A 22,239-nucleotide genomic window follows, 5' to 3' on the forward strand; every position below is an offset into this window, starting at 1 on the left:
TTATACAAATTTACTTATAATTTTAGGAATATGGTTTTTGAAATTAAAAAAACCTTTATTACAGAACTGCCATGAAAACATGTCTAAGTTTCTGTATAAAAATTTATAATTTTTAATATTAATTTTATTCAAATAGTCTAGAGCCTCACCAATTGATGGATAAAGTATTAAAAGATCTTCATTTGTTTTTTCTAACTCATTAATATCTAAAATTTCACAATCTATATTTTTTTCCTCTAACCGTGTTTTTTGATCGTTGATTAAAAGATCTTTAAATTTCACTATATTTTCACTTAACTCAATATTTCTATTTTCATTATTTTGTTGAATAAGAAGTACTTTTTTAAATTTTACATCAGTGAAATCAGAACTTTCAAATGAAAGATTATTATCAAAAATTACTAAAGTTTTTTGGTCATTGATTACAGGATTTGTAAAATTTTGTTTTATTATTGTATAAGTTTTTTCACTTATTTTAGGTGGAGCGTTTTCATTAAGTTTTATTTGATTAAACCTATTATTTGTAAATTTTTTTATATTCCATTCAGATGCCAAGTAGTGCTTTCCTTGAGTTTGTATACCCGCAACCCATCGCCATCCAAGTGTATTTGATGCTGGATCACCATCCATTAAGTGTTCTAAAAAAAATTCTGCTCCTAACTGCCAAGGTAAATCTAAAGTAAAGATCCAAATACTTGCAAACCACATTCTAGTGTGATTATGAAGATAATTTGATTCTTTAAGTTCTTGCACCCAAGCATCGAAACATTCAATATCAGTTTTGCCACTAATAGCTTTAATATAATTATCATTATCTTTGTATTTATTTTTGATGGCATCTAATTCTACTAAAAAATCTGTCCAGACATTTGGTCTTAATTCTAACCATCCTTTCCAATATGTTCTCCACAATACTTCTTGTATAAATTTTTCATTTTTTGAAAAAGAATATTTATTCAGTGATTTTTTTATGACTTCGATTTCATTGATTACTCCATGTGAAATATATGGTGAAAGACATGATGTATTATCTCTTTTATCAGGACCGTAATCAAAGTTTCTTGCTTTTGAATAATTTTTCAATCCATTTTCAATGAATTGATCTAGTTTATCTAGAGCAGAAGCTCTTGTTGGAATAAAATTCATATATTTAAAATTATAATTTTGTTTTATGAAAATTTATAAATCTCTCAACATTAGATTTATTAAATGATTTATTTTCTTCAAAAGAAACTTTTTGCATTGAATATGCTTTGCTTTTAGTAATTCTTGAGTGAATTATTACATTTCCCTTATATAGCTTTAATTTTACTGAACCATTTACTTTATTTCTTTTTAGGTCGACAGTTTTTTGAAGTTTTATTCTCTCTTTTGAAAACCAATAGCCATTATAAATAAGTTCTGCGTATCTAGACATGATGACATCTTTTTTATGCATAGTTTCTTTATCTAAGGTGACAGATTCTATTGCACGATGCGCATTGATTAGTAGAGTGCCTCCAGGTGTTTCGTACACGCCTCGTGATTTTATTCCCAAAAATCTATTCTCAACTAAATCAACTCTTCCAATTCCATTTTTTCCAGCTACTAAATTAAGTTTTTGTAATAGTTTTGCTGGGCTTAGTTTTTTTCCATTAATTCCATTTGGATCACCATTTTTAAAATCTATTGTTATAAACGATGGCTTATTAGGTGCTTTTTCTGGAGAAATCGTTCTTTGAAAAATAAACTCAGGCGCAAAGTTTTTTGGATTTTCTAATGCCTTTCCTTCTGTTGACGTGTGGAATAAATTATCATCTATAGAAAAGGGTGGTGCTCCTTTTTTATCTTTTGGAATTTCAATATTATTTTTTTTTGCATAGTTTATTAGGTCAGTTCTTGATTTTAAATCCCATATTCTCCAAGGCGCAATTACTTTTATTTTTGGTCCAAAATAATGATAACCTAATTCAAATCTAACTTGATCATTTCCTTTACCAGTAGCTCCATGAGATACAGCATAGGCCTTATATTTTTTTGCTACTCTTATTTGATCCTTTGCAATTAGTGGCCTTGCAATTGATGTGCCTAACAAATAAACACCCTCATATATAGCGTGGCCTCTAATCATTGGAAAAACATAATCTTTAACAAAAATATCTTTCAGATCTTGAATGATAATATTTTTTACACCTAGTTTTCTCGCATTCTTAAAAATTTTTTTTCTATCTATTTCTTGACCCACATCGGCTGTGTAACAAATAACTTCGGCGTTATAATTTTCTTGAAGCCACTTTAAGATTATAGATGTATCCAGACCGCCCGAGTAGGCTAGAACTATTTTTTTTTTAGATTTCATTTAATTAACTACAAGCACTTTTTGCAGCTTTATATGCTTTGGTAAATCCTAATAGCGAGTAATGATCAATTGTTTGAGAGCCTTTTGAGTTAAAACCAGTAACCATAATACGAGATCCTTTCATCATCACATTAATCATTTTTTTTTCATTTTTGTTACTAGTCATCCAAGCAAAACCTTGTTGTTTAATATCAAAGTTAAATTTATTTTTTCCTGAAGTTGCAATGACTTTATTATTCTTATTATATTCATACCCAGAAGTTGTACTAATCTCATCTGTTATCTTGTCCCCAGGTCTAAAACTAACAAATAATCTTGCATCTCTTTTATTTGATTTTGGTGCTTGCAAAACAGGAGATGATTGAGCAAAACAAGTATTGCCAGAAGCTTCAACCAATACCATAGTTTCCCAGTCTTTATATTTTCCTAATTTCTTAACATCTTCTGCAAAAGAATATGATATTGAAAATATAAAAATAATAAAAAATTTAAAAGATATCTGCTTAATCATGGGCATGGATTTGGATAAATTTTTTGAACTTCATTAATTTCTTCGACAACATCATCAGTTAAATTTACATTTACACTTTCTATATCAGTTTTCAACTGTTCCATTGTAGTTGCTCCAATAATTACGCTAGTCATGAAGGGTTGAATTTCACAAAACTTTAAAGACATTTGAGTAAAATCAATATTGTGCTTCTTAGATATTTCATAATATGCTTCAACCGCTTTAGTTGTGTTTGGCTTGTTATATCTTGTCCAAAAATCGCCATCTCTCTCCAATCTAGAATTTTTAGGCATTTGATTGTTTCTGTATTTTCCCGTCAAGTATCCACTTGCTAATGGAGAATAAGCTAATAATCCGATTTGATCTCTAATTGAAATCTCCGCAAGTCCTACTTCGTAAGATCTGTTCAACAAGCTATATGGATTTTGTATAGACATCATTCTTGGTAAATTATTTTCTTTAGCAATCTGAAGATATTTGTTTACGCCCCAAGGTGTTTCATTGGAAAGTCCAACTTCTCTGATTTTTCCTTCTTTTACAAATTTGTTTAAATTTTCAAGAACATCTTCAAACTGAGTCCAATCATTATCGTTTTCTTGGTGTTCATAACCAAGACGCCCAAACATATTTGTTTTTCTTTCTGGCCAATGCAATTGATAAAGATCGATGTAGTCTGTTTTAAGTCTCTTAAGACTATCGTTAAGAGCAATAGTCATATTTTTTATCCCAAAACTATTTTCTCCTCCTCGAATATAATCTCTAGCAGGTCCAGCAACTTTTGTTGCAAGAATAACTTTGTCTCTCTTTTTTGTTTTTTGAAACCAATCGCCAATTATTATCTCTGTATGACCAAAAGTTTCTTCTTTAGGAGGTACTGAATAGAGTTCAGCGGTATCCCAAAAGTTTACTCCTTGATCTAAAGCAAAATCCATTTGCTCAAAGCCTTCTTCTGGAGAATTTTGTTCTCCCCATGTCATAGTACCGAGACAAATAGTGCTAACTTTAATGTCAGTATTGCCTAGTTTTTTATAATTCATCTTAAATATTTATTTATGTCTTGTTAATTTGCTATTTGGTGTCTTGAATAATTATTTCACTATATTATATATAACTCATGAATTTTGATAGAGAAAATATGATTAAAGCCCAGCAAGCACAACAAGCTACTGCGGTAATGGATGAGGGCTTAAGAGCCTACATGCTTAAAGTTTATAATTACATGGCAACTGGTATTTTATTAACTGGAATTGTTTCGTTAATCACATTTAAAATGGCAGTTGTTTCAGTTTCAGCAAATGGAATTGTACTAACAGGTTTTGGAAATGCAATTTACAACTCTGCTTTAATGTGGGTTGTTATGTTGGCGCCATTGGCAATCGTATTTTACATGAGCTTTGGAATAAACAAGATGGGTTATGCTAAAGCCCAAACTTTATTTTGGGTTTATGCAGGACTAATGGGTCTGTCTTTATCATCAATTCTTTTAGTTTACACTGGCGCGAGCATAGCTAGAGTATTTTTTATTACAGCTGCTACTTTTGGAGCAATGAGTATCTACGGTTATACGACTAAAAGAGATTTAACTAAATTTGGATCATTTTTAATGATGGGACTTATTGGAATCATTATAGCATCTATAGTTAATATATTTATGAAATCATCTATGATGTATTTTGTAATTTCAGTATTAGGTGTTCTGATTTTTGTAGGTTTGACAGCTTACGATACTCAGAAAATTAAAAACATGTACGTAGCAAGTGATTCAGGTGAGTTAATGGGTAAAAAAGCTGTAATGGGTGCTTTAACATTATACTTAGACTTTATTAACCTGATGATAATGTTGCTAAGACTTTTTGGTCAAAGAAGATAACTTTATTTTTGAAGTTTTTTCCAGTTAGTATTTTTTAATAAAGATTTTAAATCGTAAGAATTTTTTAAAATCTTTCCACTAACATCTGTTATTGAATATCTTAGATTAGGGTTTTTTGGCTTAAAATTTTTACAAATTTTATATAAAGCATTTTCAGCAGCATTTTTGAACACACTGAAACCAACTTGCTTGCTGGATATGCTAAGACCATAATCTCTCCATGATCCTTCTGAAACCATCTTTGCGTAGAGATCTAAAATAATTTTTAACTCTTCTTTTTCAAAAAAATATTTCTCCTCAACCTGTTTATGATTTGTATTATTGACTACTAATTTTAAGTTTCTATTCATTAATTTTATATTTATTGATTAAGCCAATTTGAAATGCAGTAAAAATAAATGTAATTGGTAATAGTCCCCAAACTTTAAAGTTAACCCAAAATTCCTCAGATTGCGTTCTCCAGACAATTTCGTTCAATAAAGCAAGACCAAAAAAGAAGTAAACCCATCTCTTATTTAATGCTTCCCAACCTTCTTCAGTTAAAGCAATCGATTTACCCATTAATTTTTTTAGCACAGGTTCTTTTGTAAAAAACTTTCCAAATAATAAAGCACAACCAAATAAAATATTTATTATTGTTGGTTTAATATAAATAAATATTGGGTTATCAAAATAAATTGTCAAACCTCCAAATAATGTAATTAAAATTCCACTCAACAACGGAACTTTAGGAATAGTTTTTTCTAAAACCCAAACAATTGCTAAAGCTAAAAGTGTTGCAATTATAAAAGGTGGAATGGCTACTTTTAAATCTTTTCCACTATCATAATAAAAGTAGAAAAATATTATTAAGGGACCAAAATCTGTGAGAAATTTTAATAACGATTTATTCACACAAAGATATTAACATATCCACAATTTCACAAAACCTTTAAATTTTACATATTGATTTTTATTTTAAAATCCCCATACTAAACTCATGGCAATTCAAAAAGCTAAGTTTTCAATCGGCGAAATAGTAAAACATAAACACTTTGATTTCAGAGGTGTAATTTATGATGTTGATTTTGAATTTAATAATTCGGAAGAATGGTATCAATCCATTCCTAAAAATGTTCGTCCAAGAAAGGATCAACCGTTTTATCATTTATTGGCTGAGAACGATGAAATAACTTATGAAGCTTATGTATCAGAACAAAATCTTTTAATTGATGATTCAGATGAACCAATTAAGCATCCGTTAATAGAAGAAATTTTCTCAGGAAAAAAAGGCACAGGCTACTTTAAGCAGTCAAATTAGTCATATTCCATTTTTAAGACATAATTAGCTCAAATCTTGGACACAGATAGTTGTTAATTTATATTATCTGGTCAGGAGTGCTAAATTTAACCCCTTATTATTATCTCCCTCAGCATTCTTGATCAGAGAAAAATAGATATTAAATACCTCCTGTAATAAAATAATAATTCTATGTTTAAGCTATTTGAACCAAATAAAATTTTTCTAATAACATCAAGAATGCCAAAATATGTAATTGGATTATTTTTAATAGTTTTAATTATAGGATTGGCAGAAGCTCTAGTTTTTTCACCTGAAGATTATAAACAAAGTGATGCTGTTAGAATTATGTATGTACACGTTCCAGCTGCATGGATTTCACTTGGCATTTTTACATCAATAACAATCCTATCAATTTCAGGATTCATTTTTAAAAGTAAAAATTTTTTTTTAATCGCAAAAAGTTTAGCTCCATCTGGATTTGTTTTTAATTTAATTGCATTAGTAACTGGTTCTATATGGGGGAAACCAACATGGGGAACTTGGTGGGCATGGGATGCAAGAATAACATCGATGCTAATCTTATTGTTATTCTATGGAATGTATTTGATTGTCTGGAGAATTTATGATGACAAAGAGAACGTTTATAAAATTTCAATGATAATTACTTTAATTGGGATTATTAATGTTCCAATTACAAAATATTCAGTGGATTGGTGGAATACTCTTCATCAACCTGCATCAATTAATATTTTATCAAAATCTTCAATACACAGCTCAATGTTATTTCCATTAGCGATAATGACTGCGGCATTTGCACTATTTTCTCTGCTGATTTTTTTAATGAAATATAATACAGAACTGATAAAAATTAAAAATAAAGGCTTAGATAGATTATGATAAATGAATTACTAAACATGAACGGATACGGACTTTACGTATGGTCTGCATTTAGTTTCACGCTATTTAGTTTTGGAAGCTTGTACATTGTAACAAGAATTCAATTTGTTAAGGAACAAACTAAATTTGTAAAAAAATTTGGAAGTTTAGATACAAACAAAGCTGCTCAAGCTAGAACACAAAGAATAAATCAAGAAATATTATCTGGCGCATCAAATATTTAATTTTAAGTAAATGTTTGGTCGTAAAGTAAAGTTAAGGATATTGTTTATATCATTAGCTTTAGTCACTCTAGTTCTTACTGTTTTCTTAATATTAAAATCCCTTGAGGAAAATGTAGTTTATTTTCAATCTCCATCAGAAATTAAATCTTTAACAGAATTAACAAGTAAGAAAATTAGAGTGGGAGGAATGGTTAAGAAAAATTCCATAAATATAAATTCAGAAAAAGTTAGTTTCATCATAACGGATTTTAAAAATGAAATTAATGTTACCTATTCAGGTGTTTTACCTAATCTTTTTGAAGAAGAAAAAGGTGTTGTTGCTGAAGGGTATCTAAAAGATAGAAGTTTTTTTTCTGCAACAAAAATTTTAGCAAAACATGATGAAAATTACATGCCACCTGAAGTTAAAGAAGCGTTGAAGGAGAATTAAATTGTTACCAAGTATAATAGGCAAATACTCGCTAATTTTTGGATTAATTATATCTTTTCCAATTCTGTATTATTCAACAACTGATTTTAAAAAAATAGGCACTATCAATTCAAAAATTTTTTCATTTAGTTTTCTTCAATTATTGTTTGTATTAATTAGCTTTATCTCTTTAATTATCTCATTTGTAATTTCAGATTTTAGTAATGAAACTGTTTTTAACAATTCACATACAACAAAACCTTTGTTTTATAAAATAGCTGGTACTTGGGGAAATCACGAGGGAAGTTTATTGCTTTGGTTATTAGTATTAACATTATTTATTTTTATTTTTATTATTACTTCTCAAAAACAATCAAAAAATTATAGAGTTTTAACAATTTTATTTCAGCAAATAATAATATTAGGCTTTTTTGTATTTGTTGTTCAAACATCAAATCCTTTTACTGAAATTTTTCCACCTCCTAAAGAAGGACTTGGTTTAAACCCAATCTTACAAGATCCAGCACTAGCCATTCATCCACCTATTTTATATTTAGGTTATGTTGGTGCCTCAATTATCTTTTCTTCAGCTTTATCTGCAACAATAACAAACAATATTTCTAGCACATGGGCAGCTCACATAAAAAAATGGACATATGTTTCATGGGTTTTTTTATCGTTAGGAATATTGTTAGGTTCAATATGGGCTTATTATGAACTTGGTTGGGGAGGTTTTTGGTTTTGGGATCCAGTGGAAAATGTTTCTTTAATGCCATGGTTAGCTTTAACAACATTAATTCACTGTTTAATAGTTTTAGAAAAAAGATCACAACTTAAATCATGGGTAATAATTCTATCTATAGCAACATTTACCTTAAGTATGAGCGGGACCTTTTTGGTTAGATCAGGAATATTAAATTCTGTTCATACTTTCGCTAATGACCCAGAGAGAGGACTATATATTTTAACATTCTTGTTTGTTCTAATTTTACTCTCTTTAATTATCTTTTTCTTTTTCAATTCTAATAAAAAAGACAAAGTTGCAGGAAAATTTTTTTTGGTAAGCAAAGACACTGGTATTCTTATTAATAATTGGTTTATGATGTATTTTTTATCTGTTGTTCTAATTGGAACAGTTTATCCCATATTCTTAGATGTAATAAGTTCAGAAAAAATTTCAGTTGGCCCACCATTTTATCACAAATTGATAGTGCCATTTTTAATTCCTTTTTTAATCATAATGGCAATTGCACCAAGACTCACTTGGATAAAATCTGTTATTGTAGAAAAAAAACAACTTATAATTTATTTATTAATTTCAATTTTTTTATCAATTGCAATTGTTGTAAAATTAGAAACAAATTTTTTAGTTAACACTATATTATTAGGTAGTTCATTTTATCTTTTCTTCATAACTGTAAAAGATTTTTTTATTTCAAAGACAAGAAATTACAGTCAAAAGATATCTCATTTAGGTTTCAGCCTATTAATACTTTCAATTCTTTTGAATAATTTTTTTTCATCTGAAATAATTACAAATATCAAAATAGATGAAGTCTATAGTGATGGTAAAACTAAAATATTTTTAGAAAAAGTTGAAAAACAGAAAAGAGAAAATTATGACTCTATTGTTGGTCATTTTCAAATAACAGATCAAAATCAAAAAGTAGAATTTTTTAAGCCTGAGCTAAGGATATACAATCAGCCTATAACAGTTACAAGTGAAGCTGATATAAAGACAAATTTTTTTTATGATAAATTTCTAGTTATAAATGTTGTTCAAAATCAAAATTATTTTAATCTTAGATATCAAGAAAAGCCATTTATGATGTGGATATGGTTTTCTGTTATTTTGATAAGCTTCGGTGGAATTTTAAATTTAGTTATTTTAAGAAATGAAAAATAAAATTATATTAATAATTTCGTTAGTTTTTTTTTCATCGGTTTTTATAGTTTTTTATAAAGGTTTGAATAAATCTAATATTTATAAACCCGAAATAGCTTTAAATGAAGAAGTGCCTGAATTTGAAGCGCTAATTTTAAACTCTGAAGATAAATTTAATAAAAATAGTTTTAAAAGAGAAAGATATTATTTGTTAAATATCTGGGCATCATGGTGTGCACCTTGTAGAGAAGAACATCCATATTTGATGCTATTAAGTAAAAATCAAAATTTAAGTTTGATTGGATTAAATTATAAAGACATTAAAGAAAATTCAGAGAAATTTTTAAAGAATTACGGAAATCCTTATAAAATAATTTTAATTGATGATGATGGCACAATATCAATTGATTGGAGTGCGATAGGAGTTCCAGAAACTTTTTTAATTTTTGATAATAAGATTATTAGAAAATATATAGGGCCACTTAATAGACAGAATGTGGATGAGATAACAAAGATAGTAGAACGAATATGAAAAAAATAGTTTTGATATCTTATTTATTGATCAGTAGTGTTTTTTTAATTCATTCACAAAGTTATGAAACAATAAAAATAGAAATAACAAAAAATTTGAGATGTCTAGTATGCCAGGGTCAATCGATCTATGACTCTGATTCTGAATTTGCTAATAGTATTAAATTAGTCGTAGATAAAAAACTAAATGAAGGTTCTACAAAAAAAGAAATTTATGAATTTTTAAAAACTAAATATGGTGATTGGATTTTGTATGATCCTAAATGGACTAAAAATACCTATTTATTATGGTTAATACCTATTCTTATGTTTTTATTTGGTGGTTTTTTAATATTTAAAAAATTGAAAATTAGATAAAAGTAAGCATATTACGATTATGAAAAAAATTAGCTTAGCTATAATCTTTACTTTATTATCTACTAGCTTCTTAGCAAGTGCTGACGAACTAAATAAAGCAAATGTAAACCCAGAGTATAATTTTTATACAGGTGTTTTTGATTTTAGTGATGATAATAAAAAAGCTGGTTTAGTTGGAATTCAGCATCTTAATGAAGAGCTAAACCGTGACACCTTTTTAGGAAATTTATCTCCAATCACTGGTGTGATGCTTACTGAAGATAGTGCCGGTTATATATATACTGGCGTTCAAGCTAATTATAAAATTGGTAATTGGAATTTTAATCCTAGTTTTGCTCCAGGCTACTACAATGAAGGTGATGGTAAAGATTTAGGACATGCTTTAGAGTTTAAAAGTGAAATTCAATTATCGCTCGATCTTCCTAAAGAAAGTCAAATTGGTTTTTCATATAACCACTTATCCAATGCAAGCTTAGGTGATAAAAATCCTGGCGCGAATAGTTATATGTTTAATCTTCTTAAAAAATTTTAATTAATTAAATGAATTTAAAAGATTGTCACAATTTTAGTGATTTTAGAAAACTGGCGAAAAAAAATCTTCCATCTCCAATTTTTCATTATATTGATGGAGGTTCTGATGATGAGGTTACTCTTAGAAGAAATACTGATGCATTTAATGACTGTGATTTAGTGCCAAATGTTTTAGCTAGTGTTGGTAAACCAGATTTATCTACTACTGTATTTGGAAAAAAAATTGATATGCCAATTTTTTTATCTCCTACAGCAATGCAAAGATTATATCATCACGAAGGTGATAAAGCCTCAGCACGAGCTGCAGAAAAATTTGGAACTTTCTACAGCATGTCTACGATGGCAAATACTACAATTGAGGAAATTTCAAATGTTTCAAGTGGACCGAAATTGTTTCAGTTATATGTTCACAAGGACACAGGTATTACAGACGACCTAATTGAAAGATGCAAAAGAGCAAACTTTGACGGAATGTGTCTTACAGTTGATACTTTAGTAGCTGGTAATAGAGAAAAAGATCATAGAACAGGATTTACAACACCACCTAAACTTACATTGCAAAGTTTAATGAGTTTTGCAATGCATCCTAAATGGGTTTTTAATTATCTTACACATGAAAAGTTTTCATTGGCAAATGTTGCAACCAAAACTGATAAAGGAACTAATATTGCTAAGTCAGTTATAGAATATATTAACGAACAATATGATCCAGCCATGAGCTGGAAAGATGCAGAGTATTGTGTAAAGAAGTGGGGCAAACCATTTGCTTTAAAAGGGGTAATGTCTGTTGAAGATGCGAAAAGAGCAATTGATATTGGTTGCACTGCTATAATGATTTCCAACCACGGTGGTAGACAACTTGATGGATCTAGATCTCCTTTTGATCAAGTTAAAGAAATATCTGATGCAGTTGGAGATAAATTGGAAATTATATTAGATGGTGGAATAAGAAGAGGAACACACGTATTAAAAGCTCTTGCAGCAGGCGCTAAAGCATGTAGTTTTGGCAGGATGTTTTTATTTGCTTTAGGTGCAGCAGGCCAACCAGGTGTTGAAAAACTTCTTCAAAACATGCATGATGAAATTAATAGAAATATGGTTTTAATGGGTTGTAAAAATTTAAGTGAACTAAATAGATCAAAAATAATATATAGGAGATAAGTAATGAAATTAGCAGAGAGTTTAAATAGACTAGGAACAGAAACAGCATTTAGTGTTTTAGCAAGAGCAAAGAAACTTGAAGCACAAGGTAAGCCAATGATTCATTTAGGACTTGGTCAACCTGATTTTAAAACCCCTAAACATATTGTTGATGCTGCAAAAAAAGCTTTAGATGATGGTCATCATGGATATGTATTATCAAATGGTATTTTAGAGTGTCGTCAATCCGTAACAAGAAAAATTAAGAGTCTTTATAATCAAGAAGTTGACCCAGAAAGAATAATTATAATGCCAGGAGGAAAACCTACTATGCATTATGCTATTCAATGTTTTGGTGAACCTGGTGTCGAGATTATTCACCCAACTCCAGCATTTCCTATTTATGAGTCGATGATAAATTATACAGGTTCGACTGCTGTTCCTTATGATTTAACTGAAGATAAAGATCTAAAATTTAGTGCGGATAAAATTCTTTCATTGATTACTGATAAGACAAGACTTTTGATTTTAATTAATCCAAATAATCCTACAGGAAGTTTTGTGGAAAAATCAGAAATTGATAAGTTGGCTGAGGGATTGAAGAAACATCCACATGTAACTATTTTAAGTGATGAGATTTACAGTAGGCAAATTTTTGACGGCAAAGAAATGCCTACTTTTTTTAACTATCCTGAATTAAGAGATAGACTGATTGTTCTAGAAGGATGGAGCAAAGCTTACTCAATGACTGGTTGGAGATTAGGATGGAGTTTTTGGCCAGAACATTTAGTTGAACATGTTAATAAACTTTTAATTAATAGTGTTTCTTGTGTTAACGCAGCTGCCCAATTTGCTGGAATAGCAGCCTTAGATGGACCTGATGACTCAATACATCACATGATGGAAAAATTTACTCAAAGAAGAAAACTTATTCATGAAGGACTCAATAGTTTACCAGGTGTTGAGTGTAGCTTACCTGGTGGTGCTTTTTATGCTTTTCCTAAGGTAATTGGCACTGGTATGAATGGTGAAGAGTTTTGTGATAGAGCAATGAATGAAGCTGGTGTGGCAATTGTTCCGGGCACAGCTTTTGGTAAAACATCAGGTGATTATGTTAGATTTAGTTTCGCTGCATCACAAGACAACATATCTCAAGCAATTGATAATATTGAAAAAATGCTTAAGTAAAATAGCATGGAGTTAGCTTTACCAGATATCGATCAAAAAACGATAGATAATAAAAACTCTATTGTTAAAAATTTATGTAAGCTCACAAATCCAGAAAATGTTTTGAGTCATGCAGATGAGATAAAACCTTACGAGACAGATGCTTTGGCTGCATATACACAAACACCTTTAGCAGTAGTTTTACCTGAGAATACAAATGAAGTGAGTGAGATACTTAAATACTGTCATAAGGAAAATATTAAAGTTATTCCAAGAGGAGCTGGCACAGGTTTATCGGGAGGAGCTCTACCTTTACAGGATGCTGTGATTTTAGGTTTAGGAAAATTTAATAAAATTTTGAATATAGACTTTCCAAATAAATGTGTTGTTACGCAACCTGGTGTAACAAATTTAGGAATTACACACGCTGTCCAACATAAAGGTTTTTATTATGCACCAGACCCATCAAGTCAATTAGCTTGTTCAATCGGAGGGAATGTGGCTGAAAATTCAGGTGGAGTTCACTCATTAAAATATGGAACAACTACAAATAATATTCTTGGTGTTGAGATGGTAATGATGGATGGAACTATCTGTAGATTTGGTGGCAAAACATTAGATCAAGAAGGTTATGATTTGATGGGATTAATTTGTGGTTCTGAGGGTTTGTTAGGAGTTGTAACAGAAGTAACGGTAAAAATTTTAAAAAAACCTCAGGTGGTTAAAGCAGCACTGATCGGTTTTCCAACAATTAAAGAAGGTGGCGATGCAGCATCAGAAATCATTTCTAGCGGCATAGTTCCAGCCGGAATGGAAATTATGGATAAAGCATTAATCGAGGCTACTGATAACTTTAGTAAAGCTGGATATCCAAGAGATGCAGAGTTGTTATTGATTGTAGAGCTTGATGGAACAGAGTCAGAAGTAAATGAACTGTTAAAAAAAGTAAGTGAAATTTCAAAAAAAAATAATTGCTCTAGTTTAAAGCTTAGTAAAAATGAGCAAGAAAGATTAAAGTTTTGGGCAGGCAGAAAAGCAGCATTTCCTGCTTGTGGTGCAATGGCGCCAGATTATTATTGCATGGATGGAGTAATCCCAAGAGGAAAATTAGCAGAAGCTTTATTAGAAATAAAAAAACTTTCAGAAAAATATAATTTACCAGTTGCAAATTGTTTTCATGCAGGAGATGGAAATTTACACCCTTTAATAATGTTTGATGGAAGCGATAAAGAACAGTTGAGAAAAACAGAAGAGTTTGGTGCAGAAATACTTAAAACGTGTGTTAAACTTGGTGGTGTAATAACAGGTGAGCACGGTGTTGGAATAGAAAAAAGAGAATTAATGTGTGAAATGTTTAACAACACGGATATCCAACAACAGTTAGATATTAAAAAATCTTTGGACGAGAAAAATTTATTAAATCCAGGAAAAGTTTATCCAATATTAAGAAAATGTGCAGAGGAAGGAAGGGTTCATGTCCACACAAGTAAGAACAAATTCCCAGATCTTCCAAGATTCTAATAATACTTATTTCCCAAACGATGAAAACGAGGTTGCAACCCTTGTTAAAGAATTGTTTGATAAAAATTTGTCTGCAGAAATCACCGGTACAAATTCAAAAAAATTTATTGGAAATAAAACTCAAGCAGCAAATAAAATATCAATGTCAAAATTGTCTGGCATCGTTGAATATTTTCCTGAGGAGCTTTACATAAAAGTAAAAGCAAACACGCCTATAGAAGAAATCGAAAAAGAATTAGAAAAAAATGAGCAAGAACTTGCATTTGAAATAATCGATTTTGGTTATATCGAAACAGGTAAATCCAACAAAGGCACAATAGGAGGCTTGCTTGCGTGTAATTACGCAGGATCAAGAAGATTCAAAGTAGGAAGCGTAAGAGATCATGTATTAGGTTTTAGAGGCGTTAATGGTAAAGGAGAAATTATTAAATCAGGAGGAACAGTTGTTAAAAATGTAACTGGTTATGATTTATCAAAATTAGTTGCAGGTTCTTTTGGAACTTTAGTAGCCTTGACTGAGATCACACTTAAAGTTTTACCAAAAAAAAAGATCTCTAATACAATCGTAATAGATGTTGATAAAGATAAAACTGTTTATGATATTTTTGATAAAGTTTCAGAATCTAGCAGTGAAATATCAGGTGCAATATATATTCCAAACGAACCTGAAGACATTAATATTAATAAAAACAAAGATGATGTTTTTAAATTTAATGATCTAGCAATAAAAAATTCTTTTTTAGCTTTAAGATTAGAAGGGGATAAAATTTCTGTTGGTGAAAAAATTAAAGCTATTACTAAAGAGATAGAACTAAACAAATTTAAAAGCGTTATCCTTGAAAGCCATCAATCAGAATTTTTTTGGAAGAAAGTAAATAATTTAGAGCTGTTTTCAGAAACAAAAAATAATTTAATTCGTTTAGTTATTGAACCAGCTTCAGGTACTGAGATGATGAAATGTTTGGGAAATAAGTTTAAATATTACATTGATTGGTGTGGAGCTTTATTTTGGATAGATGTTCCATCAAAAAAAAATAACGAGGTTAAAGAAATAAAGGATTTAGCCATTAAGTTGGGGGGTTATTTAACCGTAATTAAACCTAGCCAGGAATATGATTACGAAGAAACTATATTTACAATAGATAAGACTAGACTAATTATCTCTGAAAAGATTAAAGAAAGTTTTGATCCTAAAAGAGTTTTTAATCCAGGCAAAATGTATAGAGGAATTTAATGCAAACAAATTTTACAGAACCACAACTTGAAGATTCAGATATCAAATCTACAGAAAAAATATTTAAGAAATGTGTTCACTGTGGAATGTGTAATGCAACATGTCCCACGCATCAAATTCTAGGTGATGAGCTAGATGGGCCAAGAGGCAGGATTTATCTTATTAAAGATATGCTTGAGAATAACAAAAAACCCAATGAAAAAGTTGTTAAGCATATTGATAGATGTTTGTCTTGTTACAGCTGCATGACCACGTGTCCTGCAGGCGTAAACTATATGCATGTAATAGATCATGGGAAGAAATATATAGAAAAAAATTACAAAAGACCTTTGTTTGACAATTTATTAAGATATTTTTTATCTATTACATTGCCTAATGTAAAACTTTTTAAGTTATCAAGTTATGGCGTTAAGTTAATTAAGCCATTTAAATTTTTATTGCCATCACGAATTAGAGACATGATAGATTTAATGCCAACAACTTTTCCAAAAAAATCTTTACCAATCCAAGAAATTTACAAAGCTAAGGGGAAACAAAAAGTAGCAAGGGTTGCCTTATTAACTGGTTGTGTGCAAAAAGAAATTTCACCTCAAATTAATGAAGCAACAATTCGATTACTAAATAGACATGGTGTTGAAGTTGTTGTACCTAAAAAAATTAGATGTTGTGGTTCACTAAATCATCATCTTGGAAAAGAAGAAGATGCGCATGCTGATTTTAAAAATAATATAAATACTTGGTATGACGAACATCAAAAAGGAAATCTAGATGCTATTTTATCAAATACTTCTGGATGTGGCACTACAATGAAAGATTATGGTTTCATTTTTAGAGATGATAAAGAATTAAGTAAAAAAGCTAAATTAGTTTCATCATTAACAAAAGATATAACTGAGTATCTTTTTGAGAGTTTAAAATTGAATATCAAACCGAAAGATAAAAAATATAAAGTTGCTTACCATTCAGCTTGTTCAATGCAACATGGGCAAAATGTTCACACTCAACCAATCTCTTTACTTGAGAAAACAAATAATGAGATTTTAGAGATACCAGAAGGCCATATTTGTTGTGGGTCTGCTGGAACATATAATATTTTGCAATCTAAAATTGCCAAACAACTTTTAACAAAAAAGGTTAATAATATAGAAAGCTTGAGTCCTGATTTTATTTCAACAGGAAATATAGGTTGTATCACACAAATATCTCATGGTACTAAAGTTCCAATTTTACATACTATAGAAGTATTAGATTGGTATACAGGAGGACCAAAACCAGAAATTTTAAAGTAGGATAGTTATGAAAAAAATTTTAATTACTAGAAAACTCATCAGAGAAAGCGAAGACAAAGCAGCAAAATTATTTGATGCAAAATTTAATACTAACGATGAGCTATACTCTCAATCAAAAATAATAGAGATGAGTGAAGGCTGTGATGGAATTTTATCATCGTTAACTGAAAAAATGGATGCTGATACAATTAATAAACTTCCAGAGTCGATAAAGATTATTTCTAATTTTGCAGTTGGTTTTGGAAATGTAGATTTAGAAGCAGCAAAAAAAAGAGGTATAGCTGTTACAAATACACCAGAAGTTTTATCAGATGCAACAGCAGAAATTGGAATATTATTAATTTTAGGTGCATGCAGAAGAGCTGCTGAAGGAATTGAGTCTGCTAGAGAAGGTGGATGGAAATGGTCAGCCGATTATTTAATTGGAAAACAATTAACAGGCACACGATTAGGTATTCTTGGCATGGGTCGTATAGGTCAAAAAATTGCAAATATCGCAAGATCTTTAGGAATGGTAATTCATTATCATAACAGATCAAAGTTGAGTGAGGAGAAAGAGCAAGGCGCTGTTTATCATGACAATATCAAAAGTTTGTTTTCTGTATCAGATGTTCTTTCAATTTGTTGTCCAGCTACAAAAGAAACTGAAAACATGATTAACAAAGAAACAGTTGAATACTTTCCCAAGGGAGCAGTTATTACCAATGTTGCAAGAGGTGATATAGTTGATGATGAAGCTTTGATAGATGCTTTAAACAGACGTAAGATTTATGCAGCTGGTTTAGATGTTTATAAAAACGAACCCAATTTAAATCCTGGATATAATAAAATTAAGTCTGTTTTTATTTTACCTCACTTAGGTAGCGCTACCAAAGATACTAGAATAGCAATGGGTGACCTAGCAATCGATAACATCGATGAATTTTTTAAAACTGGTAATTGCAAAAACAAAGTTAATTAATTTTATCGCTGTAGCGATAATTTTATTTCCTATTAACCTATCTGCACATGAGTTTTGGTTGGAACCAGAAAGTTTTAATACAAGCTCTAATAACTCAATTATTCATATTAAAATTGGAACTGGATTTATAGGAACAGAATTTGGTTTTAAAAAAAAATTTAGAGATAAATTATATAAAGAAAGCAATAAAGAAGGCAGGATAAACCTTGAACAAGAAGATGGTAGCTTTCCAGCTTTTAATTTAAATTTATCTGAAAAATTTAATATCATTACCTATGTAAATAATTTTACACTTCTTAAATATCGAAGTTTAAAAGGTTTTGAAAATTTTCTAGAGGAACAAAATTTAACTGAAATTATTAAAGATTATGATCGAAACAAGATACCAACAGAGTATTATAAAAGATTTGCTAAAACAATTTTAAATTTTAACAACTCAGGGTTCTTTGTTGAAAAACCCACATTAGATTTTGAAATAATAGTTAAAGATAAATCTAATCAAAACCTATTAAAACTTGGTATTTTTCTCGATGGTGTAGCTGTTAAAAACTGGCCAGTAGAAATTTTTAGCAAAGATAAAAATAATAAAATTTTTTCTGAAAAATTAAAAACGGATAAAAATGGAAACTTCAATGTAACTAGATTTAAAGACAGAACTTATTTAATAAATTCTGTTTATGTTTTTCAAACAAAAGAAAAACCAAAGCTGCAATTGAGTTCTGATTGGGTAAGTTATTGGGCAAGTCTTACATTAAGTAATTAAATACACTCTAAGGTTGTATAATAATTTTATATTACGCCCTATAAGTTGTTTAATAGATTGATTCCACATTGGTATTTTGATTAGATGCCCGCTGGTTAATTAACTAAAAATAACAAGGAGAAATATGATTAAAGAAAAAAAATCATTGAAGAATTCAACTTCTTCAAGACGTAAGTTCTTTAAGACTGCTGCTAAAGCTGGTGCTGTAGCTGCAGCAACAGTTGCTATGCCAAACATCGCAACTGCTGGTTCTCACGCTAAAGTATTAAAGATGCAAGCTGCATGGCCATCAGGTGCAAACATCTTTTTTGAAATGGCAGGGGACTACTGTAACATGGTTAAAGAAATGTCAGGTGGATCTTTACAGATCGATCTACAGCCAGTTGGTGCAGTTGTAAAAACTTCTGAAATCGGACAAGCGGTAAGTTCAGGTGTAGTAGATATGGGTCACTGGGTGACTGCATACTGGTACGGTAAGAACGCTGCTGCTTCTTTATTCGGAACTGGTCCATCATACGGAATGTCATCTCAAGAAGTAATGGGATGGATGGAGTACGGTGGAGGTAGAAAACTTTACGATGAAACTTTAGCAAAAGTAGGTTTCGATTACGTAGGTTTCTTCCATATGCCAATGCCTGCTCAGCCTTTCGGTTGGTTTAAAAAGAACGTAACTAAAGCGTCTGACGTAAAAGGCATGAAGTACAGAACAGTTGGTCTTGCAACTAACGTTCTTACTGCAATGGGAATGGTAGTTAGACAATTACCAGGTGGTGAAATTCAGCCAGCTATGAAAACTGGTTTGATTGAAGCTGCTGAGTTTAACAACCCTACTTCAGACTCTCAGTTTGGTATGCAAGACGTTTCTAAGCATTATCACTTAGGAAGCTTCCACCAATCACAAGAGATGTTTGAAATTCCAGTTAACAAAAAAACATACAATAGCTTATCACCTGCACACCAAGCAATATTGAAAAATGCTGCTTACGCTGCAAACAGTGATAACTACTTTAAAGCTCTTGTAAGATACTCAGCTGACTTAGCTAAGTTAATGAACGAGCACAAAGTAAATGTTTATCAAACATCGGACGAGATCCTAGCTGAGCAATTAAAAGGTTGGGATAAAGTAATTGGTGATTTCAATAAGAAAGATCCATTCTTTAAGAAGATCGTTGATTCACAAAAAGCTTACGCTAAGAGAGTAATGAAATACTTACTGATGAATCAGCCGAACTACAAACTTGCGTATGAAAATGAGTTTGGTCCAATTGGAAAAGTTAAACTGTAGTTAGTTTAATTAAACTGATTTAAAGAGAGGGGGGCATTTGCCCCCCTTTTTTATTTGATTATTAAGAACAATACTTTATTAATTACAATTTATGATGAGATCCTACATTAAATTTGCTGACCGTTTGAGTGTTTCAATGGGGAAAGCATTTTCTTGGTGTATTGTGATTTTAATGGGTGGAACCTGCTATGAAGTTTTCATGGCATATGTTTTAAATGCACCTACTTTATGGAATTTTGATTTTAGTCTTCAAATGTATGGAGCAATATTTATGATGGCTGGTGCATATACTTTATGTACAGAGGCACATGTAAGAGGAGATGTCATTTACAGATTGTTTTCACAACGAACTCAGGCGTGGATTGACTTAGTATTATTTATAATCTTCTTTTTTCCAGGTGTATTAGCTTTAGCGTTTTATGGTTATGAATATGCAGCACTTGCCTGGAAGATAAAAGAAACGAGCTGGAACAGTCCTGCTCAAATTCAAATTTATATGGCAAAATCATTAATACCTTTATCAGGCGCACTTCTGTCTCTGCAGGGTGTTGCAGAAGTCTTCAGATGTATTATTTGTATTCAAACAGGATCTTGGCCTGAAAGATCTACACAAGGTGATGCTGAAGAAACAGAAAAATTATTAATGAGAACTTCTCAGGAAGGAAATAACAAAGATGTTGTTTAGTTTAACAAATCCTGAAATCGCAATCATGATGATGGGATTATTTCTGTTTGCGGTATTATTAGGCTTTCCAATTGCTTTCACATTAATGGCAATGGGATTAGGCTTTGGTTATTACGCTTATTTTGATCCAACTAAAATGGAACATCTTTTTGATAACAGGATATTCCAACTTTTTGTTCAAAACACCTATACAGTGATGGACAATAATGTATTGACTGCAGTCCCCTTATTTTTATTTATGGGTTATCTTGTTGAAAGAGCAGGAATTGTAGCCAAGTTGTTTTTTGCAATTAGATTAGCATCTCACAAACTACCAGCTTCAATGGCTGTAGCTGCACTTATTACATGTGCACTTTTTTCAACAGCAACAGGGATCATCGGTGCTGTTGTAACTTTAATGGGATTGTTAGCCTGGCCTGCAATGGTCAAAGCAGGTTATGATAAAAAATTTGCATCCGGAATAATTTGTTCAGGAGGATGTCTTGGTATTTTAATTCCACCAAGTATAATGCTTATTGTTTATTCTGTAATTGCACAATTATCACCACTAAGACTTTTTGCGGCAGCTATCTTTCCAGGACTAATGTTAGCTGGTCTTTATATTATTTATGCAATAACACGAGCTTACTTTAATCCTTCAATTGCACCAAAACCAAAGGCTGAAGAGATACCCCCAACGGCAGTTATTATGAAAGAAGTTTTAGTTTCTTTCTTACCGTTGTTTTCATTAATAATTTTAGTTTTAGGAACTATCTTAGCTGGTATAGCAACACCCGCAGAAGCAGCAGCTGTAGGAGCATTTGGTTCATTAGTACTCTCTTATTTTTACAAAACTTTAAAGTGGAAAAATTTTAAAGAGTCTGTGTTTTTAACTGCAAAAACAACTGCTATGATTATGTGGCTGTTTATTGGATCTTGGACTTTTGCATCAGTATTTTCTTATCTGGGAGGTCATGAAGTTTTTGAACATTTCTTTAAATCTCTTAACTTACAACCTTGGCAGTTCTTAATTATTACTCAATTGATAATATTTTTATTAGGATGGCCTTTAGAATGGACAGAAATTTTAATTATATTTGTACCTATATTTTTACCACTAGTAGAATTTTTTGGGGTAAATCCATATTTCTTTGCAATGTTGATTGCTTTAAATCTTCAAACTTCATTTTTAACTCCACCGATGGCGATGTCCGCATATTATTTGAAAGGTGTTCAGTCCAAAAATGTTGAATTGATGGATATTTTTAGAGGGATTATGCCTTTTTTAGCAATTGTTATTTTTGCTATGGTCTTAATGTATATTTTCCCAGGTATTGCCCTATGGTTACCAGAAACATTATTCGCAAATTAAGTCGTTTT

Annotated in this window: 25 protein-coding genes; 19 read left to right on the plus strand and 6 right to left on the minus strand. The window is 30.6% G+C overall.

From position 1 onward, the window contains the following. The 4 genes from ACTT9P_RS01410 to ACTT9P_RS01425 are packed head-to-tail and all read right to left on the minus strand — an operon-like array spanning nt 1 to nt 3,886. Nucleotides 1-1,146 carry an FAD-binding domain-containing protein gene (locus ACTT9P_RS01410; protein WP_440908908.1) on the minus strand — a complete coding sequence of 382 codons (1,146 nt, stop codon included), beginning with the start codon at nt 1,144-1,146 and terminating at the stop codon, nt 1-3. A 10-nt stretch (nt 1,147-1,156) separates the two neighbouring features. Next, the gene (locus ACTT9P_RS01415) at nt 1,157-2,338 is read right to left on the minus strand and encodes an argininosuccinate synthase (protein WP_440908909.1); all 1,182 of its coding nucleotides are present in this window, start codon (nt 2,336-2,338) and stop codon (nt 1,157-1,159) included. Between the two features lie 4 nt (nt 2,339-2,342). After that, nucleotides 2,343-2,849 carry an invasion associated locus B family protein gene (locus ACTT9P_RS01420; RefSeq protein WP_440908910.1) on the minus strand — a complete coding sequence of 169 codons (507 nt, stop codon included), beginning with the start codon at nt 2,847-2,849 and terminating at the stop codon, nt 2,343-2,345. Then, the gene (locus ACTT9P_RS01425) at nt 2,846-3,886 is read right to left on the minus strand and encodes an aldo/keto reductase (RefSeq protein ID WP_440908911.1); all 1,041 of its coding nucleotides are present in this window, start codon (nt 3,884-3,886) and stop codon (nt 2,846-2,848) included. Before ACTT9P_RS01425 ends, ACTT9P_RS01420 begins: the two co-directional genes overlap by 4 nt. 77 nt (nt 3,887-3,963) lie before the next feature. Between ACTT9P_RS01425 and ACTT9P_RS01430 the strand changes: the two genes are divergently transcribed. Beyond that, nucleotides 3,964-4,719, plus strand: coding sequence for a Bax inhibitor-1/YccA family protein (locus ACTT9P_RS01430; RefSeq protein WP_440908912.1), 756 nt, complete (start codon nt 3,964-3,966; stop codon nt 4,717-4,719). A 2-nt stretch (nt 4,720-4,721) separates the two neighbouring features. On the opposite strand, the gene ACTT9P_RS01435 is transcribed toward ACTT9P_RS01430, so the two are convergent. Further along, nucleotides 4,722-5,069 carry a DUF2794 domain-containing protein gene (locus ACTT9P_RS01435; protein ID WP_440908913.1) on the minus strand — a complete coding sequence of 116 codons (348 nt, stop codon included), beginning with the start codon at nt 5,067-5,069 and terminating at the stop codon, nt 4,722-4,724. Beyond that, nucleotides 5,062-5,613: a septation protein A gene (locus ACTT9P_RS01440; RefSeq protein WP_440908914.1), complete on the minus strand. Its 552-nt coding sequence runs from the start codon at nt 5,611-5,613 to the stop codon at nt 5,062-5,064. The genes ACTT9P_RS01435 and ACTT9P_RS01440 overlap by 8 nt, the downstream gene beginning before the upstream one ends. Before the next feature lie 85 nt (nt 5,614-5,698). On the opposite strand from ACTT9P_RS01440, the gene hspQ reads away from it, so the two are divergent. The 18 genes from hspQ to ACTT9P_RS01530 all read left to right on the plus strand — a co-directional run bounded on the left by hspQ (nt 5,699) and on the right by ACTT9P_RS01530 (nt 22,231). Next, a complete protein-coding gene (gene hspQ, locus ACTT9P_RS01445; protein WP_440908915.1) occupies nt 5,699-6,019 on the plus strand; it encodes a heat shock protein HspQ in 321 nt (106 codons plus the stop codon). Between the two features lie 171 nt (nt 6,020-6,190). After that, nucleotides 6,191-6,898, plus strand: coding sequence for a heme ABC transporter permease CcmC (gene ccmC / locus ACTT9P_RS01450; RefSeq protein ID WP_440908916.1), 708 nt, complete (start codon nt 6,191-6,193; stop codon nt 6,896-6,898). Next, on the plus strand, nt 6,895-7,122 hold the full coding sequence (locus tag ACTT9P_RS01455; protein ID WP_440908917.1) for a heme exporter protein CcmD: 228 nt from the start codon (nt 6,895-6,897) through the stop codon (nt 7,120-7,122). Before ccmC ends, ACTT9P_RS01455 begins: the two co-directional genes overlap by 4 nt. 10 nt (nt 7,123-7,132) lie before the next feature. Continuing rightward, nucleotides 7,133-7,552 (plus strand): cytochrome c maturation protein CcmE, encoded by a 420-nt coding sequence (gene ccmE / locus ACTT9P_RS01460; RefSeq protein WP_440908918.1) that lies wholly within the window; start codon nt 7,133-7,135, stop codon nt 7,550-7,552. 1 nt (nt 7,553) lies between these two features. After that, nucleotides 7,554-9,437, plus strand: a complete 1,884-nt coding sequence (locus tag ACTT9P_RS01465) for a heme lyase CcmF/NrfE family subunit (protein ID WP_440908919.1) — start codon at nt 7,554-7,556, stop codon at nt 9,435-9,437. Continuing rightward, entirely contained in the window at nt 9,427-9,948 is a 522-nt protein-coding gene (locus ACTT9P_RS01470; RefSeq protein ID WP_440908920.1) for a DsbE family thiol:disulfide interchange protein, read from the plus strand. The genes ACTT9P_RS01465 and ACTT9P_RS01470 overlap by 11 nt, the downstream gene beginning before the upstream one ends. Beyond that, nucleotides 9,945-10,304 (plus strand): cytochrome c-type biogenesis protein, encoded by a 360-nt coding sequence (locus ACTT9P_RS01475; protein ID WP_440908921.1) that lies wholly within the window; start codon nt 9,945-9,947, stop codon nt 10,302-10,304. Before ACTT9P_RS01470 ends, ACTT9P_RS01475 begins: the two co-directional genes overlap by 4 nt. Before the next feature lie 19 nt (nt 10,305-10,323). Beyond that, on the plus strand, nt 10,324-10,836 hold the full coding sequence (locus tag ACTT9P_RS01480) for an acyloxyacyl hydrolase (protein ID WP_440908922.1): 513 nt from the start codon (nt 10,324-10,326) through the stop codon (nt 10,834-10,836). 8 nt (nt 10,837-10,844) lie between these two features. Continuing rightward, nucleotides 10,845-11,996, plus strand: a complete 1,152-nt coding sequence (locus tag ACTT9P_RS01485) for an alpha-hydroxy acid oxidase (RefSeq protein ID WP_440908923.1) — start codon at nt 10,845-10,847, stop codon at nt 11,994-11,996. A gap of 3 nt (nt 11,997-11,999) precedes the next feature. Beyond that, nucleotides 12,000-13,163 (plus strand): pyridoxal phosphate-dependent aminotransferase, encoded by a 1,164-nt coding sequence (locus tag ACTT9P_RS01490; protein WP_440908924.1) that lies wholly within the window; start codon nt 12,000-12,002, stop codon nt 13,161-13,163. A 6-nt stretch (nt 13,164-13,169) separates the two neighbouring features. Further along, nucleotides 13,170-14,663 carry an FAD-linked oxidase C-terminal domain-containing protein gene (locus ACTT9P_RS01495; RefSeq protein ID WP_440908925.1) on the plus strand — a complete coding sequence of 498 codons (1,494 nt, stop codon included), beginning with the start codon at nt 13,170-13,172 and terminating at the stop codon, nt 14,661-14,663. After that, nucleotides 14,617-15,897: an FAD-binding protein gene (locus ACTT9P_RS01500; RefSeq protein WP_440908926.1), complete on the plus strand. Its 1,281-nt coding sequence runs from the start codon at nt 14,617-14,619 to the stop codon at nt 15,895-15,897. Before ACTT9P_RS01495 ends, ACTT9P_RS01500 begins: the two co-directional genes overlap by 47 nt. After that, nucleotides 15,897-17,186, plus strand: a complete 1,290-nt coding sequence (gene glcF / locus ACTT9P_RS01505; RefSeq protein WP_440908927.1) for a glycolate oxidase subunit GlcF — start codon at nt 15,897-15,899, stop codon at nt 17,184-17,186. The genes ACTT9P_RS01500 and glcF overlap by 1 nt, the downstream gene beginning before the upstream one ends. A gap of 7 nt (nt 17,187-17,193) precedes the next feature. Beyond that, nucleotides 17,194-18,147 (plus strand): 2-hydroxyacid dehydrogenase, encoded by a 954-nt coding sequence (locus ACTT9P_RS01510; RefSeq protein ID WP_440908928.1) that lies wholly within the window; start codon nt 17,194-17,196, stop codon nt 18,145-18,147. Then, nucleotides 18,104-18,910: a DUF4198 domain-containing protein gene (locus tag ACTT9P_RS01515; protein WP_440908929.1), complete on the plus strand. Its 807-nt coding sequence runs from the start codon at nt 18,104-18,106 to the stop codon at nt 18,908-18,910. The genes ACTT9P_RS01510 and ACTT9P_RS01515 overlap by 44 nt, the downstream gene beginning before the upstream one ends. Before the next feature lie 124 nt (nt 18,911-19,034). Continuing rightward, nucleotides 19,035-20,195, plus strand: a complete 1,161-nt coding sequence (locus tag ACTT9P_RS01520; RefSeq protein ID WP_440908930.1) for a TRAP transporter substrate-binding protein — start codon at nt 19,035-19,037, stop codon at nt 20,193-20,195. 94 nt (nt 20,196-20,289) lie between these two features. Next, a complete protein-coding gene (locus ACTT9P_RS01525; protein WP_440909960.1) occupies nt 20,290-20,880 on the plus strand; it encodes a TRAP transporter small permease subunit in 591 nt (196 codons plus the stop codon). After that, nucleotides 20,870-22,231, plus strand: coding sequence for a TRAP transporter large permease (locus ACTT9P_RS01530; protein ID WP_440908931.1), 1,362 nt, complete (start codon nt 20,870-20,872; stop codon nt 22,229-22,231). The genes ACTT9P_RS01525 and ACTT9P_RS01530 overlap by 11 nt, the downstream gene beginning before the upstream one ends. Nucleotides 22,232-22,239: the final 8 nt, after the last annotated feature.

Origin of the sequence: Candidatus Pelagibacter sp. (assembly GCF_052048095.1) — a bacterium.
In the GTDB taxonomy this organism is placed as follows: domain Bacteria; phylum Pseudomonadota; class Alphaproteobacteria; order Pelagibacterales; family Pelagibacteraceae; genus Pelagibacter.

Coding starts and splice junctions, on each gene's coding strand:
- ACTT9P_RS01525 (WP_440909960.1), top strand. CDS start 20,290: ATGAGATCCTACATTAAATTTGCTGACCGTTTGAGTGTTTCAATGGGG.
- ACTT9P_RS01415 (WP_440908909.1), bottom strand. CDS start 2,338: ATGAAATCTAAAAAAAAAATAGTTCTAGCCTACTCGGGCGGTCTGGAT.
- ACTT9P_RS01500 (WP_440908926.1), top strand. CDS start 14,617: ATGTCCACACAAGTAAGAACAAATTCCCAGATCTTCCAAGATTCTAAT.
- ACTT9P_RS01435 (WP_440908913.1), bottom strand. CDS start 5,069: ATGAATAGAAACTTAAAATTAGTAGTCAATAATACAAATCATAAACAG.
- glcF (WP_440908927.1), top strand. CDS start 15,897: ATGCAAACAAATTTTACAGAACCACAACTTGAAGATTCAGATATCAAA.
- ACTT9P_RS01515 (WP_440908929.1), top strand. CDS start 18,104: ATGAATTTTTTAAAACTGGTAATTGCAAAAACAAAGTTAATTAATTTT.
- ccmC (WP_440908916.1), top strand. CDS start 6,191: ATGTTTAAGCTATTTGAACCAAATAAAATTTTTCTAATAACATCAAGA.
- ccmE (WP_440908918.1), top strand. CDS start 7,133: ATGTTTGGTCGTAAAGTAAAGTTAAGGATATTGTTTATATCATTAGCT.
- ACTT9P_RS01485 (WP_440908923.1), top strand. CDS start 10,845: ATGAATTTAAAAGATTGTCACAATTTTAGTGATTTTAGAAAACTGGCG.
- ACTT9P_RS01425 (WP_440908911.1), bottom strand. CDS start 3,886: ATGAATTATAAAAAACTAGGCAATACTGACATTAAAGTTAGCACTATT.
- ACTT9P_RS01495 (WP_440908925.1), top strand. CDS start 13,170: ATGGAGTTAGCTTTACCAGATATCGATCAAAAAACGATAGATAATAAA.
- ACTT9P_RS01520 (WP_440908930.1), top strand. CDS start 19,035: ATGATTAAAGAAAAAAAATCATTGAAGAATTCAACTTCTTCAAGACGT.
- ACTT9P_RS01475 (WP_440908921.1), top strand. CDS start 9,945: ATGAAAAAAATAGTTTTGATATCTTATTTATTGATCAGTAGTGTTTTT.
- ACTT9P_RS01410 (WP_440908908.1), bottom strand. CDS start 1,146: ATGAATTTTATTCCAACAAGAGCTTCTGCTCTAGATAAACTAGATCAA.
- ACTT9P_RS01470 (WP_440908920.1), top strand. CDS start 9,427: ATGAAAAATAAAATTATATTAATAATTTCGTTAGTTTTTTTTTCATCG.
- ACTT9P_RS01430 (WP_440908912.1), top strand. CDS start 3,964: ATGAATTTTGATAGAGAAAATATGATTAAAGCCCAGCAAGCACAACAA.
- ACTT9P_RS01530 (WP_440908931.1), top strand. CDS start 20,870: ATGTTGTTTAGTTTAACAAATCCTGAAATCGCAATCATGATGATGGGA.
- ACTT9P_RS01480 (WP_440908922.1), top strand. CDS start 10,324: ATGAAAAAAATTAGCTTAGCTATAATCTTTACTTTATTATCTACTAGC.
- ACTT9P_RS01490 (WP_440908924.1), top strand. CDS start 12,000: ATGAAATTAGCAGAGAGTTTAAATAGACTAGGAACAGAAACAGCATTT.
- hspQ (WP_440908915.1), top strand. CDS start 5,699: ATGGCAATTCAAAAAGCTAAGTTTTCAATCGGCGAAATAGTAAAACAT.
- ACTT9P_RS01455 (WP_440908917.1), top strand. CDS start 6,895: ATGATAAATGAATTACTAAACATGAACGGATACGGACTTTACGTATGG.
- ACTT9P_RS01420 (WP_440908910.1), bottom strand. CDS start 2,849: ATGATTAAGCAGATATCTTTTAAATTTTTTATTATTTTTATATTTTCA.
- ACTT9P_RS01510 (WP_440908928.1), top strand. CDS start 17,194: ATGAAAAAAATTTTAATTACTAGAAAACTCATCAGAGAAAGCGAAGAC.